The 16,830-nt window shown below is 64.3% G+C and carries 2 protein-coding genes; one reads left to right on the forward strand and one right to left on the reverse strand.

The window, feature by feature from the left end; translation table 11 throughout:
• Nucleotide 1: 1 nt before the first annotated feature.
• Nucleotides 2-14,245, reverse strand: a complete 14,244-nt coding sequence (locus AVCA_RS11690) for a non-ribosomal peptide synthase/polyketide synthase (protein ID WP_012701129.1) — start codon at nucleotides 14,243-14,245, stop codon at nucleotides 2-4.
• Nucleotides 14,246-14,883: 638 nt separating this feature from the next.
• Between AVCA_RS11690 and AVCA_RS11695 the strand changes: the two genes are divergently transcribed.
• Nucleotides 14,884-16,245, forward strand: coding sequence for a lysine N(6)-hydroxylase/L-ornithine N(5)-oxygenase family protein (locus AVCA_RS11695; RefSeq protein WP_012701131.1), 1,362 nt, complete (start codon nucleotides 14,884-14,886; stop codon nucleotides 16,243-16,245).
• Nucleotides 16,246-16,830: the final 585 nt, after the last annotated feature.

The raw sequence follows: 16,830 nt of genomic DNA on the forward strand, positions 1-16,830 counted from the left end.
TTCAAACCTCTGCCATTTCATTCATCAATTTTTCGATATCGCTCAAGTCGGCCTCGCTCAGAGACAGGCCATGGTTTTCCAATGTCATGGAGAATTCGTTCAATATGGGTTTTTCGAAGATGAGGCGAAGCGGCAAGTCGATGCCGAGTTGCACGTTGATGCTGGAAATCGCCTGAGTGGCCAGCAGGGAGTGGCCGCCCAGTTCGAAGAAGTTGTCGGTGAGCCCTACCCGCTCGACCTTGAGCACCTCGGCCCAGATCGCTGCGATCCGTTGCTCCAGTTCGGTCTGCGGTTCGACGTATTGCTGCTGTAGCAGACTGGCGTCCGGCCGCGGCAGCGCCTTGCGGTCCAGCTTGCCGTTGGGCGTCAGCGGCAGCCGTTCGAGGAACACCAGGTGCGCCGGCACCATGTAGTCCGGCAGCGCCGCCCCGAGGTGCGCCTTCAGCTCGCGGCGCAGTCCGGTTTGGCGTTCGTCGCCGTCCAGCATCGCCAGGTCGTCGGGCACCAGGTAGGCGGCCAGTTGCCTGCCGCCCGCCCCGTCGATATCGATCACCACCGCCTCGTGCACGGCCCCGTGCTGCTGCAGCCGGGCCTCGATCTCGCCCAGCTCGATACGGAAGCCGCGGATCTTCACCTGATGGTCGATACGGCCCAGGTACTCGATCACCCCGTCGGCCCGGTAGCGGGCCAGGTCGCCGGTGCGGTACAGGCGCCCGCCGCCCTGCTCGCTGTCGTCGAACGGGTCGGGGATGAAGCGTTCGGCAGTCAGGTCGGGGCGATGCAGATACCCCCTGGCGAGTCCATCGCCACCTATCAATAGCTCACCCGCAACCCTTTCTGGCACTGGAGCAAAGCTTTTTTCCAGAATGTGCAAGGTGGTGTTGGCAATCGGCCTGCCCAGCCATGGAGACGGATGTTCCGCATCGATGTGGTACAGCCCCGACCAGATGGTCGTCTCGGTCGGACCATACAGATTCCAGACATGGCCGGCCTGACGGAGCAGCCGCTCCGTCAAGTCCGGCGACAACGCCTCACCACCGCTCAGCAACTTACAGTCCCGCAAAGCTCCGGGCGATGCCGTATCCAGCAGCATTCGCCAGGTCGAAGGCGTGGCCTGGACGACACTGACCGACTGCCGGTCGATGACTTCCAGCAAGGCCTGGGCATCCCTGTTCTGATGGTTGAACAGCAACACCACGGTTCCTCCGACCAGCAGGGGCAGATAGAGCTCCAAAGCGGCAATGTCGAAGGACAGCGAGGTCAGGACCAACATCCTGTCGTTGGCATCCAGCCCCGGCTGCGAGGCCATGCTGGCCATAAAGTTGGTCAGTGCCTGGTGACGAACGGCAACCCCCTTGGGTCTGCCGGTCGAGCCCGAGGTGTAGATGCAATACGCCAGATGCTCTGGATGGAGCGGAAGATCCGGGTTGGATGCGGGAAATCCGTTCAGCTCACTCCAATCGCTGTCCAGGCGCCAGATATTCACACTTGCCGCTGGTAGCTGGTCTGCCAGGTGTTCCTGGGTCAGCAGCAGATCGATACCGCTGTCCTCGATCATGTACGCCAGCCGCTCCCGCGGGTACTCCGGGTCCAGCGGCACATAGGCTCCGCCGGCCTTGAGGATCGCCAGCAGGCCCACCACCATCTCGAAGCCTCGCTCCACCGCGATGCCCACCAGCACGTCCGGGCCCACGCCCAACTCGATCAGCCGGTGCGCCAACCGGTTGGCCCTGCGGTTCAGTTCCCCGTAGGTCAGTGCTTCGTCGCCGAACACCAGGGCCACCGCCTCCGGGGTCCTCGCCACCTGCTCCTCGATCAACTGGTGCACGCCGCGCTCGCTCGGGTAGCGGGCCTCGGTCTGGTTCCACGCGTGGACGATCCGCCGGTATTCCTCCGGGTCCAGCAGCGCCAGTTCGCTGATGCGCCGTTCCGGCTGGCGGACGATGCCGGCCAGCAGGTTCAACCAGTGCCGGGCAAGCCGTTCGATAGTCCGTTCATCGAACAGGTCGGTGGCATAGGTCAGCGAGGCGCCCAGGCTGTCCGCGCTTTCGTAGCTGTCCAGCGTCAGGTCGAACTGGGTGGTACGGTTCTCCCATGCCAGCCCTTCCACGCGGAGTCCGGGCAGGGTCCGCGCCTCGCCTTTCACCGCCGTCTGGTGGTTGTACATCACCTGGAACAACGGGCTGTGGCTCAGGCTGCGCTCCGGCTGCAGGGCCTCCACCAGTTGCTCGAACGGCAGATCCTGGTGCGCCTGGGCCTCCAGGGCGGTCCGTTTCACCTGGCGCAGCAGCTCGACGAAGGTGGTCTGCAGCCCGAATTCGGCTTTCAGCACCTGGGTGTTGACGAAGAAGCCGATCAGCCCTTCCGTTTCCGCCCGGGTGCGGTTGGCGATCGGCACACCCACCCGGATGTCGTCCTGTCCGCTGTAGCGGTGCAGCAGGCTCTGGAAGCTGGCCAGCAGCAGCATGAACAGGGTCACCCCCTCCCGCCGGGCCAGTTCCCGCAGGGAGCGGGCCAGTTCGCCGTCGAGTTCGACGGCCAGCCGGGCTCCGGCATAGGTCTGCACGGCCGGCCGCGGCCGGTCGCCGGGCAACTCCAGCACCGGCTGTTCGCCGCCCAGTTGCGCGGTCCAGTAGGCCAGTTGCCGGTCCCGTTCGCCGGCCTCCATCCACTGGCGCTGCCAGAGGGCGTAGTCGGCGTACTGGACCGGCAACTCCGGCAGCCTCACCTCGTGCCCCTGGCTGTAGCCCTCGTACAGGCGGACCAGTTCGTCCACCATGAGCGGGGTGGACCAGCCGTCCGAGACGATGTGGTGCAGGGTCAGCACGAGCACGTGGTCGTCCTCGTCCAGGCGCAGCAGCTTCACCCGCAGCAGCGGGCCCTGCTCCAGGTCGAACAGGCGTTGGACCTCGGCTTCGACCTGAACCCGGATCCGCTCGTCCAGGCCGATGGCGGCATCCGCCGGCAGCGGCTCCTGCTCGAACCAGAGGCTACCGCTGGGAGGGATGACCTGGATCGTCCGCTCACCGTCCTGGCGGAAGATGGTGCGCAGGGACTCATGACGCCGAATCAGGGCCTCGAAGCTGCGCCGCAGGGCCTCGATGTCCAGGGCGCCTTTCAGGCGTAGCGCCGCCGGGATGTGGTAGGCGGCGCTCCCGGGCTCCAGTTGCCAGAGGAACCACTGGCGCTGCTGGGCGTAGGAGGCGACCAGGGGCTGGTCGCGGTCGGCCTTTTCGAGGGCGGGCGCCTGGCTGACCTGGCCTAGGCCGACCCGCCCGGCGAAACCGGCCAGGTCCTGCGCTTCGAACAGGGCGCGCAGGGGCAACTCGATGCCCAGGCTCTGGCGTACTCGGGAAATCACTTGGGTGGCCAGCAGGGAATGTCCGCCCAGCTCGAAGAAGTTGTCGGTCAGGCCCACTCGCTCGACCTTGAGCACCTCGGCCCAGATCGCCGCGATCCGTTGCTCCAGTTCGCTCGCCGGGGCCACGTAGGCCCGCTGCAGCAGACTGGCGTCCGGTCGGGGCAGCGCCTTGCGGTCCAGCTTGCCGTTGGGGGTCAGCGGCAGCCGCGCGAGGAACACCAGGTGCGCCGGCACCATGTAGTCCGGTAGCGTTGTCCGGAGATGGTCCTTCAGCTCGATACGCAGAGCGCCCTGGCGTTCGTCGCCGTCCAGTATCGCCAGGTCGTTGGGCACCAGGTAGGCGGCCAGTTGCTTGCCGCCCGCCCCGTCGATATCGATCACCACCGCTTCGCGCACGGCTCCGTGCTGCTGCAGCCGGGCCTCGATCTCGCCCAGCTCGATGCGGAAGCCGCGGATCTTCACCTGGTGGTCGATACGGCCCAGATACTCGATCACCCCGTCGGCCCGATAGCGGGCCAGGTCGCCGGTGCGGTACAGGCGCCCGCCGCCCTGCGCGCTGTCGTCGAACGGGTCGGGGACGAAGCGTTCGGCGGTCAGGCTGGGGCGATGCCAGTAGCCCTCGCCCACGCAGTCCCCGCCGATATGCAGTTCTCCCGCCTGCCCGAGGGCGACCGGCCCGGCCGAGCCGTCGAGGACATAGGCGCTGACCCCGGGCAGCGGCCGCCCGATCGGCAGGGCGCTCAGCCCCGGCACCGCGCTTCCCGGCGTCGCCCGGGCGATCACCACGTCCGTGCATTCGGTCGGACCGTAGGTGTTGTGGATCGAGACGTTCGCCGCCTGGGGCGACTCCAGCCACTCCGCCAGTTCTCCCGGCTGGATGGCCTCGCCCCCCAAGAGGACGTGTTTCAGGCTGGCCAGTTCGGCGCGATCGCCCTGCAGCAGGGGGTAGAAGGCGCTCGGGGCGCAGTTGAGCACGCTCAGCCGGTGTTTTCCGATCTGCCGGCGGTGGCTGTCCGGGTCGTAGCCCGCCGGGGCGATATGCAACTGCCCTCCCGCGCACAGCACGCCGTACAGGTTCTTCTGGGTCAGGTCGAAGCTGTAGGAGCTGAGCAGCAGCACCCGGTCGTCCGCGGTCAGTTCGCAGGCGGCCCGGTACCAGTGCAGCAGGTTGACGAAGCTGCCGATTCGCACCGCCGCACCCTTGGGCTGCCCGGTGGAGCCCGAGGTATAGATCACGTAGGCCAGGTTCTGCGGCATCGTCCGGTTGACTGGGTTTTCCGGCGGATAGCCTTCCAAGGACAACCGATCAAGCAGCAGGGCCTTGTCGTGGTGCTCCCGGGGCAGGTGCTCGAGCAGCGACGCATGCGTCAGCAGCAAGCCGACGCCGCTGTCCCCGATCATGTAGGCCAGCCGCTCCCGCGGGTACTCCGGGTCCAGCGGTACATAGGCCCCGCCGGCCTTGAGGATCGCCAGCAGCCCCACCACCATCTCGACGCCCCGCTCCACCGCGATACCCACCAGCACATCCGGACCCACGCCCAGCTCGATCAGCCGGTGCGCCAACCGGTTGGCCCTGCGGTTCAGCTCTCCGTAGCTCATTTCCTGTTCGCCGAACACCAGGGCCACCGCCTCCGGGGTCCTCGCCACCTGATCCTCGATCAACTGGTGCACGCTGCGCTCGCTCGGGTAGCTGGCCTCGGTCCGGTTCCAGTCGTGAACGATCTGGCGGTATTCCTCCGGGGCCAGCAGCGGCAGTTCGCCGATAGCGGCCCGGGCGTCGCTGGTCAGGCCTTGCAGCAGCCGGGCGAAATGCCCCGCGATCCGCTCGATGCCTGCTGCGTCGAAATGCCCGCGGTCGTAGCCGTAGCGCACCGTCAGCGTTTCGCCCAGGCCGATGGCCAGGGTCAGCGGGTAGTTGGTCTGTTCCCGGACGGCTAGCCGCTCGAACACCAGGCCCTCGGGCGCGCCCTGCTGCAATGCCTCGGCGATCGGGTAGTTCTCGAACACCAGCAGGCTGTCGAACAGCGCCTCGCCGCCCAGCCCGGCCCAGCGCTGGATCTCGTACAGCGGCGTGTGTTCGTGTTCGCGCAGGCCCAGGTTCTGCGCCTGGACCTGGCCGAGCCACTCGCCTACGCGCTGTTCCGCCCGGGGGCTGGCGATCACCGGCAGGGTGTTGATGAACAGGCCCAGTTGCCCTTCCACGCCCTGCAGCTCGGCCGGACGTCCCGCCACGGTGGCGCCGAAGCACACCGTCGCCTGCCCACTGTAGCGCTGTAGCAACAGCAGCCAGGCCGCCTGCACCAGGGTGTTGACCGTCACCCGCTGGGCCCGGGCGAACTCGCTCAGGCAACGGGTCTGTTGCGGGTCGAACACCTGCTGATGGTCGCCATGACCGGCTCGTTTCTCCGCTTCGTCGATCTTGATGGCCTGGGCCAGCCGGGTCGGCTCCTCCAGGGCGCCGAGTTGCTCCCGCCAGAAGGCTTCGCTGGCGGCCCGGTCCTGCCGGCCCAGCCAGGCGATGTAGTCGCGGTAGCGGAGGCCCGGGTGCCCGATGGGTTTGCCCGTATAGGCCTGCAGCACCTCGCCCTGCAGTTGCGAGCCGCTCCAGCCGTCCAGCAGGATGTGGTGGTTGGTGTAGATCAGGTGGTGGCGGTTCTCCCCGGTGCGGATCACCGCCAGCCGCAGCAGCGGCTCGCGCTCCAGGTCGAAGCCCCGTTGCCGGTCCGTCTGCGCCCAGGTGTCCAGGCTGTCCTGCAGTTGCGGCTGGCTGCGCCAGTCCAGTTCGACACAAGGCATGGAAACCTGCCTGCGGATCACCTGCAGCGGACGTCCGTCCACCTCGACGAAGCTGGCCCTGAGCACCTCGTGCCGGTCGACCACCGCCTGCCAGGCGGCCCTGAAGCGTGCGACGTCCAGCCCTTCCACGTCCACCCGCATCTGGTTGATGTAGTGGCCCGCCTCCCCCTCCAGTAGGCTGTGGAACAGCATGCCCTGCTGCATCGGCGACAGCGGATAGATATCCTCGATTTCCCCTGCGGGGACCGGCAGTGCGTCCAGTTGCTCCTGGCTCAATCCGGCCAGCGGGACGTCCGAGGGGGTCATGCCGCGATTGTTCTCATCCGCACAGTGCCCGACCAGGGCCTCGAGTTCCCGGGCATAGGCGTCGGCCAGGCGCTGGATCGTCGCCTCGGCGAAGCGTTCCCGGCTGAAGGTCCAGGTCAGCCTCAGTTCACCGCCGTAGACCTGGCCGTCGAGGCTGAGGAGAGCGTCCAGTGGTGCTGCTTCGCTTCGTCCCTGGCCGCTGCTTTCCCCGGCAGGGGCGAACAAGGCCGCCTCGGCCTCGAAGCTCTGGTCGAACTGGCCCAGGTAGTTGAAGACGATTTCGCCGCGGGGCAGGCGTTGCAGTGTTTGCCTGGCGGTTTCCGAGCCTAGATAGCGCAGCAGGCCGTAGCCGATGCCCTTGTTCGGCACGGCGCGCAACTGTTCCTTGACGGTCTTGATCGAGTCGGCGATTTCGCTCCGGGGCGTCAGCTTCACCGGGAACAGGCTGGTGAACCAGCCCACCGTCCGGGTGATGTCGAGGTCGTCGAACAGGTCCTCCCGGCCGTGGCCTTCCAGCCTGACCAGGGTGGAGGCCTGACCGCTCCAGCGGCAGATCACCCGGGCCAGGGCGGCCAGCAGCAGGTCGTTGACCTGGGTGCGGTAGGCGGCCGGTGCCTCTTGCAGCAGGCGGCGTGTCCAGTCACGGTCCAGATGGGTGGTCGCGAAGGCTGCCTGTTTCCGTTGATGACCGCCTTGCGGATGGTCGCAAGGCAGTTCATCGGTAGCCTCTTGCAACTGCCGTTGCCAGTAGCCCAGTTCCTCGGCGAGGGTCGCTTCCGCCGCGTACTGCTCCAGGCGCTCGGACCAGGCCTTGAACGAACTGCTCTTGGCCGGCAGGTGCAGTGGCTGGCTCTGGACGGCTTGCCGGTAGGCGGTCTGCAGATCTTCCAGCAGCACCCGCCATGAGATCCCGTCCACCACCAAGTGGTGGATGACCAGCAACAAACGCTGCCGGCCATCCGGCAGGCTGGCCAGTACCGCTCGCAACAACGGCCCATGTTCCAGGTCCAGGCTGGCCTGGGCCTCGTTGCAGACAGCCTCCAGTTCACCGATATCGGATACCTGGCTCTGCCACAGCAGTTCCGCTTCCTCCCTATCCCGGAAACCGGCGCTCCATCGCCCCTCTTGCTGGATGAAACGCAAGCGCAGTGCATCGTGGTGCTCGACCACCCTCTGGAGGGCCGCCTCCAAAGGCTCGACGACGAGCCGCTCGTTCGGCTCGAGCAATACCGACTGGTTCCAGTGGTGACGCTCGGGGATTTCCTCCTCGAAGAACATGCGCTGGATCGAGGTCAGGGGCATCGTACCGGTAACCGCTCCCTGGTCGATGCACAGACCTCCCGTGCGCTGGGCTACCGTGGTCAACCCCTGAACGGTCTGGTGCTGGAACAGCTCCTTGGGCGTGAAGGCGATGCCGGCCTGGCGCGCCCGACTGACCACCTGAATCGAGACGATGGAGTCGCCGCCCAGCTCGAAGAAGTTGTCGGTCAGGCCCACCCGCTCGACCTTGAGCACCTCGGCCCAGATCGCCGCGATCCGCTGCTCCAGCTCGCTCGCCGGGGCCACGTAGGCCCGCTGCAGCAGGCTGGCGTTCGGCCGCGGCAGCGCCTTGCGGTCCAGCTTGCCGTTGGGCGTCAGCGGCAGCCGCGCGAGGAACACCAGGTGCGCCGGCACCATGTAGTCCGGCAGCGCTGCCCGGAGATGGTCCTTCAGCTCGCCGCGCAGAGCGCCCTGGCGTTCGTCGCCGTCCAGCATCGCCGGGTCGTCGGGCACCAGGTAGGCGGCCAGTTGCCTGCCGCCCGCTCCCTCGACGTCGATCACCACCGCCTCGCGTACCGCCCCGTGCTGCCGCAGCCGGGCCTCGATCTCGCCTAGCTCGATACGGAAGCCGCGGATCTTCACCTGATGATCGATACGGCCCAGGTACTCGATCACCCCGCCGGCCCGGTAGCGGGCCAGGTCGCCGGTACGGTACAGGCGTCCGCCGCCCTGTTCGCTGGTATCGAATGGATCGGGGATGAAGCGCTCGGCGGTCAAGCCCGGGCGGTTGTGGTAACCACGGGCAAGCCCCACTCCCCCCAGATACAGCTCGCCGCAACAACGCGGTGCTACTGGATGAAGGCTCTCCTCCAGTATGTGGGTCTTCAGGTTATCGATCGGTTGGCCGATCGGCACGCCCTCGGGATCGACATGATCACAAGTCCAATGGGTCACATCGATAGCCGCTTCGGTCGGACCATACAGATTGAACAGGCCAACCGCGGGCATTCTTTCCAGGGTCTTGCGGGCAAGCTCCGCCGGGAGGGCCTCGCCGCTGCACACGAGCCGGCGGATGCTCCGGCAGCCTTCGATGTGTTCGACGGAGATGAAAGCCTGGAGCATCGAGGGCACGAAATGCAGGGTCGTTACTCCATGACGCTCAATCGTGTCGATGAGGCGCTCCGGATCGCGGTGCTCGCCGGGCCGTGCGATCGCCAGCCGTGCTCCATTCAATAGCGGCCAGAACAACTCCCATACCGAAACATCGAAGCTGAACGGCGTCTTTTGCAGGACCGTATCCGTTGTATCGAGCTGGTAGGCTTTCTGCATCCAGTGCAGGCGGTTAATCAAGGCCGTATGCGTATTGCCCGCCCCTTTCGGCCTGCCGGTCGATCCGGAGGTGTAGATCACATAGGCCAGGTTTTGCGGCGCCGTCCGGTTCGCCGGGTTTTCCGGCGGATAGTTCTCCAGCCAGTCGTCGCCCGGCTCCAGGAACAGGCTCTGCACCCCGTCGGCCGACGGCAGCCGGTCCTGCAGGTGCCGCTGGGTCAGCAGCAGACCGATACCGCTGTCCTCGATCATGTACGCCAGCCGCTCCCGCGGGTATTCCGGGTCCAGCGGCACATAGGCCCCGCCGGCCTTGAGGATCGCCAGCAGCCCGACCACCATCTCGAAGCCCCGCTCTACCGCGACGCCCACCAGCACATCCGGGCCCACGCCCAGTTCGATCAGCCGGTGCGCCAGGCGGTTGGCCCTGCGGTTCAGTTCCCTGTAGCTCATTTCCTGCTCGCCGAACACCAGGGCCACCACCTCCGGGGTCCTCGCCACCTGCTCCTCGATCAACTGGTGCACGCCGCGCTCGCTCGGGTAGCGGGCCTCGGTCCGGTTCCACGCGTGGACGATCTGGCGGTATTCCTCCGGGGTCAGCAGCGGCAGTTCGCCTATGCGCCGTTCCGGCTGGCGGACGATACTTGCCAACAGGTTGCGCCAGTGCCCGGCCAGGCGCTTGACGGTCGAGGCATCGAACAGGTCGGTGGCATAGGTCAGCGAAGCGCCCAGGCTGTCCGGGCCTTCGTAGCTGTCCAGCGTCAGGTCGAACTGGGTGGTACGGTTCTCCCATGCCAGCCCTTCCACGCTGAGCCCGGGCAGGCTTCGCGCCGCGCCCTTCACCGCCGTCTGGTGGTTGTACATCACCTGGAACAACGGGCTGTGGCTCAGGCTGCGCTCCGGCTGCAGGGCCTCCACCAGTTGCTCGAACGGCAGGTCCTGGTGTGCCTGGGCCTCCAGGGCGGTCCGTTTCACCTGGCGCAGCAGCTCGACGAAGGTGGTCTGCAGCTCGAATTCGGCCTTCAGCACCTGGGTGTTGACGAAGAAGCCGATCAGCCCTTCCGTTTCCGCCCGGGTGCGGTTGGCGATCGGCACGCCCACCCGGATGTCGTCCTGCCCGCTGTAGCGGTGCAGCAGGCTCTGGAAGCTGGCCAGCAGCAGCATGAACAGGGTCACACCCTCCCGCCGGGCCAGTTCCCGCAGGGAGCGGGCCAGTTCGCCGTCGAGTTCGACGGCCAGCCGGGCTCCGGCATGGCTCTGCACGGCCGGCCGCGGCCGGTCGCCGGGCAACTCCAGCACCGGCTGTTCGCCGCCCAGTTGCGCGGTCCAGTAGGCCAGTTGCCGGTCCCGTTCGCCGGCCTCCATCCACTGGCGCTGCCAGAGGGCATAGTCGGCGTACTGGACCGGCAACTCCGGCAGCGTCACCTCGTGGCCTTGGCTATAGCCTTCGTACAAACGGACCAGCTCGTCCACCATGATCGGGGTGGACCAGCCGTCCGAGACGATGTGGTGCAGGCTCAGGATCAGGACATGATCGTCCTCGTCCAGGCGCAGCAGCTTCACCCGCAGCAGCGGGCCCTGCTCCAGGTCGAACAGGCGTTGGACCTCTGCTTCGACCTGAACCCGGATCCGCTCGTCCAGGCCGATGGCGGCATCCGCCGGCAGCGGCTCCTGCTCGAACCAGAGGCTGCCGCTGGGGTGGATGACCTGGAGCGTCCGCTCGCCGTCCTGGCGGAAGGTGGTGCGCAGGGACTCGTGGCGCCGGATCAGCGCGTCGAAGCTGCGCCGCAGGGCCTCGATGTCCAGGGCGCCTTTCAGGCGTAGCGCCGCCGGGATGTGGTAGGCGGCGCTCCCGGGCTCCAGTTGCCAGAGGAACCACTGGCGCTGCTGGGCGTAGGAGGCGACCAGGGGCTGGTCGCGGTCGGCCTTTTCGAGGGCGGGCGCCTGGCTGACCTGGCCTAGGCCGACCCGCCCGACGAAACCGGCCAGGTCCTGCGCTTCGAACAGGGCGCGCAGGGGCAACTCGATGCCCAGGCTCTGGCGTACTCGGGAAATCACTTGGGTGGCCAGCAGGGAATGTCCGCCCAGCTCGAAGAAGTTGTCGGTCAGGCCCACCTGCTCGGCCTTGAGCACCTCGGCCCAGATCTCGGCCAACCGCGTTTGCAGAGGCGTTCCGGGTGCGACGTAAGTCGCCGAGGTGGCGACGGGTTCGGGCAGGGCCTTGAGGTCGACCTTGCCGTTGGCGGTTACCGGCAGGTGCTCCAGGACCAGCAGATGCGTCGGCACCATGTGTTCCGGCAGCACCCGTTTCAGGACCGTACGTATCTCGTCCAGGAACGCCTGTCCCGCCTGGCCATCCGGTACCGCTGTCGGCACCAGATAGGCCACCAGTTGCCGGGCATGTTCCTCGCCGATCACCCGCAGCAATGCGTTCCCGACACCTGGCAAGGCCCGCAGGCGGCTTTCGATCTCGGCCAGTTCGACACGATAGCCGCGAATCTTCACCTGGCCGTCCATGCGCCCGGCGAACAGCAGTCCGCCATCGGCGTTGCGCCGCACCCAATCGCCAGTCCGGTACATTCGTCCCCCAGGAGTGCCGGAGGGATCGGGGACGAAGCGTTCGGCTGTCAGCGCAGGACGTCCCAGATACCCTCTGGCAAGCCCCGCCCCCGAGATGTGCAGCTCTCCCTTGGCCGGACCGGGAGCGGGCTGCAGGCAGGCATCCAGTCTCCGGACCCCGACATTCTCCAGCGGGCTTCCCAGCACCGGCAGTCCCTTCAATTCTCCGATCAGGACCCCCACGGTGGTCTCCGTGGGGCCATAGTGGTTGAGTACCTTCAGTTCGGGAGCCAAGGCGACGATCCTGGCCAGTAGCGCGGGCGGACAGGCTTCCCCGCCGAGGACCAGGCAACGCCTGGGCAGTGCCGAGCGGCCGGCCGACAGCATGGCATCCAGGTGCGAGGGTACGATCTTCAGTGCATCCACCCCATGTGCATCCATGTGGGCAGCGAACGCCTCGGCGTCGAGGACCGTCTCTTTGTCCAGCAAGTGCAGGGTCTTGCCCGCGCACAGGGCGCCGAAAAGGACCGTGTGCCCCAGGTCCGCGGCGGGCGTGGACACCATGGCCATGCTGCTGATCGCTTCCAGGGGAAGCCGCCGGGAAATGCCCTCGACGTAGTTCGCCAGCGCTCCATGGGGAACCGCCACGCCCTTTGGCATGCCCGTGGTCCCCGAGGTATAGATCACATAGGCAAGATTGCCGGGGGAAACACGGACGTGTAGCCCGGCGCTCCCGGAAACAGGCGGCAGGGGCTCGTCCAGGCATATCATCCGGACGCCATCCGGCAGGAGCCCCTCCCAGGAAGAACGCCCCAGAACCAGTCGCACATCGCTATCGGCGAGCATGAACGCCAGGCGTTCTTGTGGCTGGTCGGGTTCCAGAGGCAGATAGGCCGCCCCTGCCTTCAGGATGCCCAGAATGCCGACCAGCATGTCGATGGAACGATCACCCACCACCCCAACCCGCTGGTCGGGCAGAACACCGGCATCGAACAACACCCGGGCGAGTTCGTCGGCTCGCTCGTTCAGGCGAGCGTAATTGATGACATCATTGCCGCTGACTGCCGCCAGTCGTTCCGGATGTTGGCTCGCAGCTCGTTCGATCAGTTGATGAACGCAGTCGCTCTCCTCCAGGCTGTGGTCGACACGCTCGTCCGCCGCATCTGTTACCTGCGACAAGGACAGTTCGCCGACGACAGTCGGCTCTTCTTCCGCGATTCCTTCCAGCAACCGCAGCCAGTGCTCCTCCAACTTGGCGACGGTCGTGCCGTCGAACACCTCCAGGGCATAGGTGAAAGCTGCGTACAACTGTCCCGCACTCTCGTAGGTATCCAGCGCCAGATCGAAACGGGCCGTGTGCCTTGCCGGCTCGATACGCTCCAGCGTCAAGCCGGAACGGGTCTTCAGTTCCCGAACGTCGGTAACGTTCGGCTGATGGTTGAACAGCACTTGGAACAAGGGCGACTGTCCCGTGTCGCGCTCCAGATTCAGTACTTCGACCAGTTGTTCGAACGGCAGATCCTGATGTACCTGTGCACCTAGTACAGTTTCCTTGACCCGCCGTAACAGTTCGCCGACATCGATCAGCGGATCGATCTCCGTATGCAGAACCTGGGTGTTGATAAAACAACCGATCAATCCCTCTACTTCCGAGCGATGACGGTTGGCAATGGGGGAGCCGATGCGGATAACGGATTGTCCGCTGTAGCGTTGCATCAGCAGCTTGAAGGCAGCCAGCAAGACTATGAATAAAGTAACATTATGGCGCTTGGCCAATGCCCGCAGTTGGTCGGAGAGCAATGGCTCGATCCGGAACTCATGACGGGTCCCCCGGTAACTGGGAACTGCTGGGCGAGGGCGATCGGTGGGCAACTCCAGCGATGTGTGCTCGCCTCCCAGTTTGTCGCGCCAGTAGATCAGTTGCCGCTCTCGCTCGCCGGCTTCCAGCCAACTGCGCTGCCATAGAGCATAGTCGCGATACTGGATCGGTAACGCCGGCAGTTCAGCCTGCCTGCCGGAACAGGCCGTGTCGTAGAGATGGATGAACTCGTCGATCAGCAGATTCAGTGACCAACCATCGGCAACGATATGATGCAGGGTGAGCAACAACACATGTTCCGAGTCCGACAGTTTCAGTAGGCGTACCCGCAACAAGGGCGCCTCGGCCAAGTCGAAAGGTGCCATAGCCTCTACTTGGGCCAGTTTACTAACCTGTTCATCCTGCTTGGCAGGTAGCAGCGCCGTCAGATCTTCGAAGCCGATGGTGACCGACAATGGTTCCAGCACCTCTTGGCGAATTCCGCCATCCTGCTGGCGAAAGCGGGTTCGCAAGGTTTCATGGCGTGTCACTAAAGCGTCGAAAGCATCCTGCAGCGCAACTCGCTCCAGTTCACCCTCCAGACGAACAGCCATTGGCAAATTGTAGGCGGGACTTTGCGGATCCAGTTGCCAGAGAAACCACATGCGTTGTTGGGCATAGGACAGACCTTGGCGTTCGGGGATACCCACGTCTGCCGGGATGGGAAACAGTGAGAAGTCGACTCCCTCCTCCCATAAGCCTTGCAGAAACAGACGGCGTTTTTCCTGTGGCAATTCGATGAAGCGGCGGGCAAGTTTCTGTGCGTCTTCGGCGTTCATAAGGTCCGTCCTTACCAATGGCATGGCGCATCCCGAAGGACTGGCCGTACCAACAAGAACGAACAGACGAAGATTTGATTTAACGGATTGCCGTGGCTATACCGATCAGCAAGGTCGGCCTCATGCTCGGTGGGCCTGGAGGAACTAAAACAACCATGATCAGCTCTGCTGCGGTATGCCCAGCACCGACACGGACGTCACTATCCTGCCCATCCGCATTGCGCCCCCATTGGTCCGTGGTAGCTATCGGCGCTGACGCTGCCATTCCAAGTAAACCGCTCTCGCCGAATGATTGAGGTATCAGATTTTGGATCGGCGTTAGGGCGAGATGCTCTATATAAAGCTGAAGCACGGTGTACGGAGAGCTGGCATAACGCTTCTTCTCAGTGCAAGGTGAAAAGCTTGATTTGCCCTGGGATCACCAGACGCCTGGGCGTCTCCAATGCCGATGGTGGAAAAGCATATCGTCAACAAAATGAAGTATTGCCGCCCCTTCCTCTGCCGCTGAAAAACTGAGCTTCGCTCAGTAACTAAATTTCCAACATTTCCTCCCGTCTTCTGACATACCTGCCCCCCGAATGGCACCCAGCAGGCCGTACGCTCGATATTGAGCCCATCCATAGAGGAAGGACATGCATATGACCCCGGGACTTTCATCCACTGAAATCTACGACATGATCGGTGTCGGCTTCGGCCCCTCGAACATTGCGCTGGCGATAGCTCTCGAGGAAATGGCCAGCCAGCATGGCCCCCTGAAAAGTCTGTACCTGGACAAGCAAGAGGATTACCGCTGGCATGGCAATACGCTGGTGACCCAGAGCGAGCTGCAGATTTCCTTCCTCAAGGACTTGGTGTCGCTGCGCAATCCGACCAGCCGCTACTCCTTCGTCAACTATCTGCACCATCACGGCCGACTGGTGGACTTCATCAATCTGGGCACCTTCTATCCATGCCGGATGGAGTTTGACGACTACCTGCGCTGGGTCGCAGGACATTTCGCCAGCCAGTGCCGTTATGGCGAGCAGGTGATCGGCATCGAGCCTCAGCGTAACAGCCAGCGACTGGTAGAAAGCTTGAAAGTGATTTCCCGTACCGTCGATGGCCGCGAAACGACTCGCCACACCCGCTCGCTGGTGGTGAGCGTCGGTGGCACGCCGAAGGTCCCCGAGGTGTTCGACAGCCTGAAAAACGATGCCAGGGTCTGTCACCACGCACAGTATCTGGAGTGGATATCCAAACAGCCGTGCGTGTCGGGTAAACCCATGCGAATTGCGATCGTCGGTGGTGGGCAAAGTGCCGCGGAAGCCTTCATCGATCTCAACGACAGCTTCCCGTCCGTGCAGGTGGACATGATCCTGCGTGGCTCGGCACTCAAGCCCGCTGACGACAGCCCCTTCGTCAACGAGATCTTTTCGCCGGCCTTCACCGAGCTGATGTTCAACCAGCCGGAGGGCGATCGCCAGCGACTGATCGATGAATACCACAACACCAATTACTCGGTGGTGGATCTCGATCTGATCGAACGTATCTATGGCATCTTCTACCGGCAAAAGGTATCCGGCCAACAGCGTCACGCCTTCCGTTGTCTGCGCACGGTGGAAAAGGTGCTGGCCAACGAAGGTCATATCGCCCTGACTCTGCGCAATATCGCCAGCGGAGAGATCGAAACCTGCGACTACGATGCGCTGATTCTGGCCACCGGTTACGAACGTCGAGAGCATCGTCAACTGCTCGCTTCGATCGAGGAGTATCTGGACGGTTATCGGGTTGGCCGCGACTATCGCCTGGTAACCCACGAGACTTTCAAGCCGGCCGTGTTCATGCAAGGCGTTTGCGAGTCGAGCCACGGTCTGAGCGATACCCTGCTCTCCGTACTGCCGGTTCGTGCCGAAGAGATCGCCTGCTCGCTCCACAACGCTGTCGGCAAGCATAACCAGACGGTCCAACGTTCGATCCGTCCGCTCAAGGCACTCGGAGGTCTGCTCGAATCGGCCAGCTAGCTGTGTAGAGTCATACATGGTGCAGTGAGAGAAAGTGCAAAACAGTCGATCAGCGGGTTGCAATCGAGAGTGGCATTCGCTCTGCGTCAGTTGTATCGATACAGTTGCGGGAAGCAGACGGATTTCTGCTCGGACTCTTCATGGCTCCGAGCACAACCCGTTTATATGAGCTCGCAGGGATAAAGCGTTCGGCTTTGCGGTTACGCTGTAAAGAGCATGTTGAACCAAACGGTGGCATAAAGCCTCGGAAGACCGGGAACGGTACTTTTCTTTATTGAGACGGGATGCTCAATGTAAAGTCTTCGTTTCAATCAATGTCCCCCTGGAAAATACTCTGCCTCGAGTCCTGCTTCATTGAGCTTCTCAACCCACGCCGTGAAAGCCGCAAACAAGCTGCATGTCCTGCACATCACCACGATGATCACATCTGCGCTCCCCATGTACGGCCATGGCGACTGGGTAATACCGAAGACTTTTGTCCACGAGAACAACAAAATCCGGCTGAGCGAGTGCGGAGTGCATTGCTACGTCGTATCTGAGCGGTTGGCGTCAAGAGCAGACAGGAGGAGGCTGGTGGTGCTGAGG

Origin of the sequence: Azotobacter vinelandii CA (genome assembly GCF_000380335.1) — a bacterium.
GTDB classification, from domain to species: domain Bacteria; phylum Pseudomonadota; class Gammaproteobacteria; order Pseudomonadales; family Pseudomonadaceae; genus Azotobacter; species Azotobacter vinelandii.

Bases quoted from the DNA above. Each gene is read 5' to 3' on its own strand.
- AVCA_RS11690 (WP_012701129.1), bottom strand. From the start codon at position 14,245: ATGAACGCCGAAGACGCACAGAAACTTGCCCGCCGCTTCATCGAATTG.
- AVCA_RS11695 (WP_012701131.1), top strand. From the start codon at position 14,884: ATGACCCCGGGACTTTCATCCACTGAAATCTACGACATGATCGGTGTC.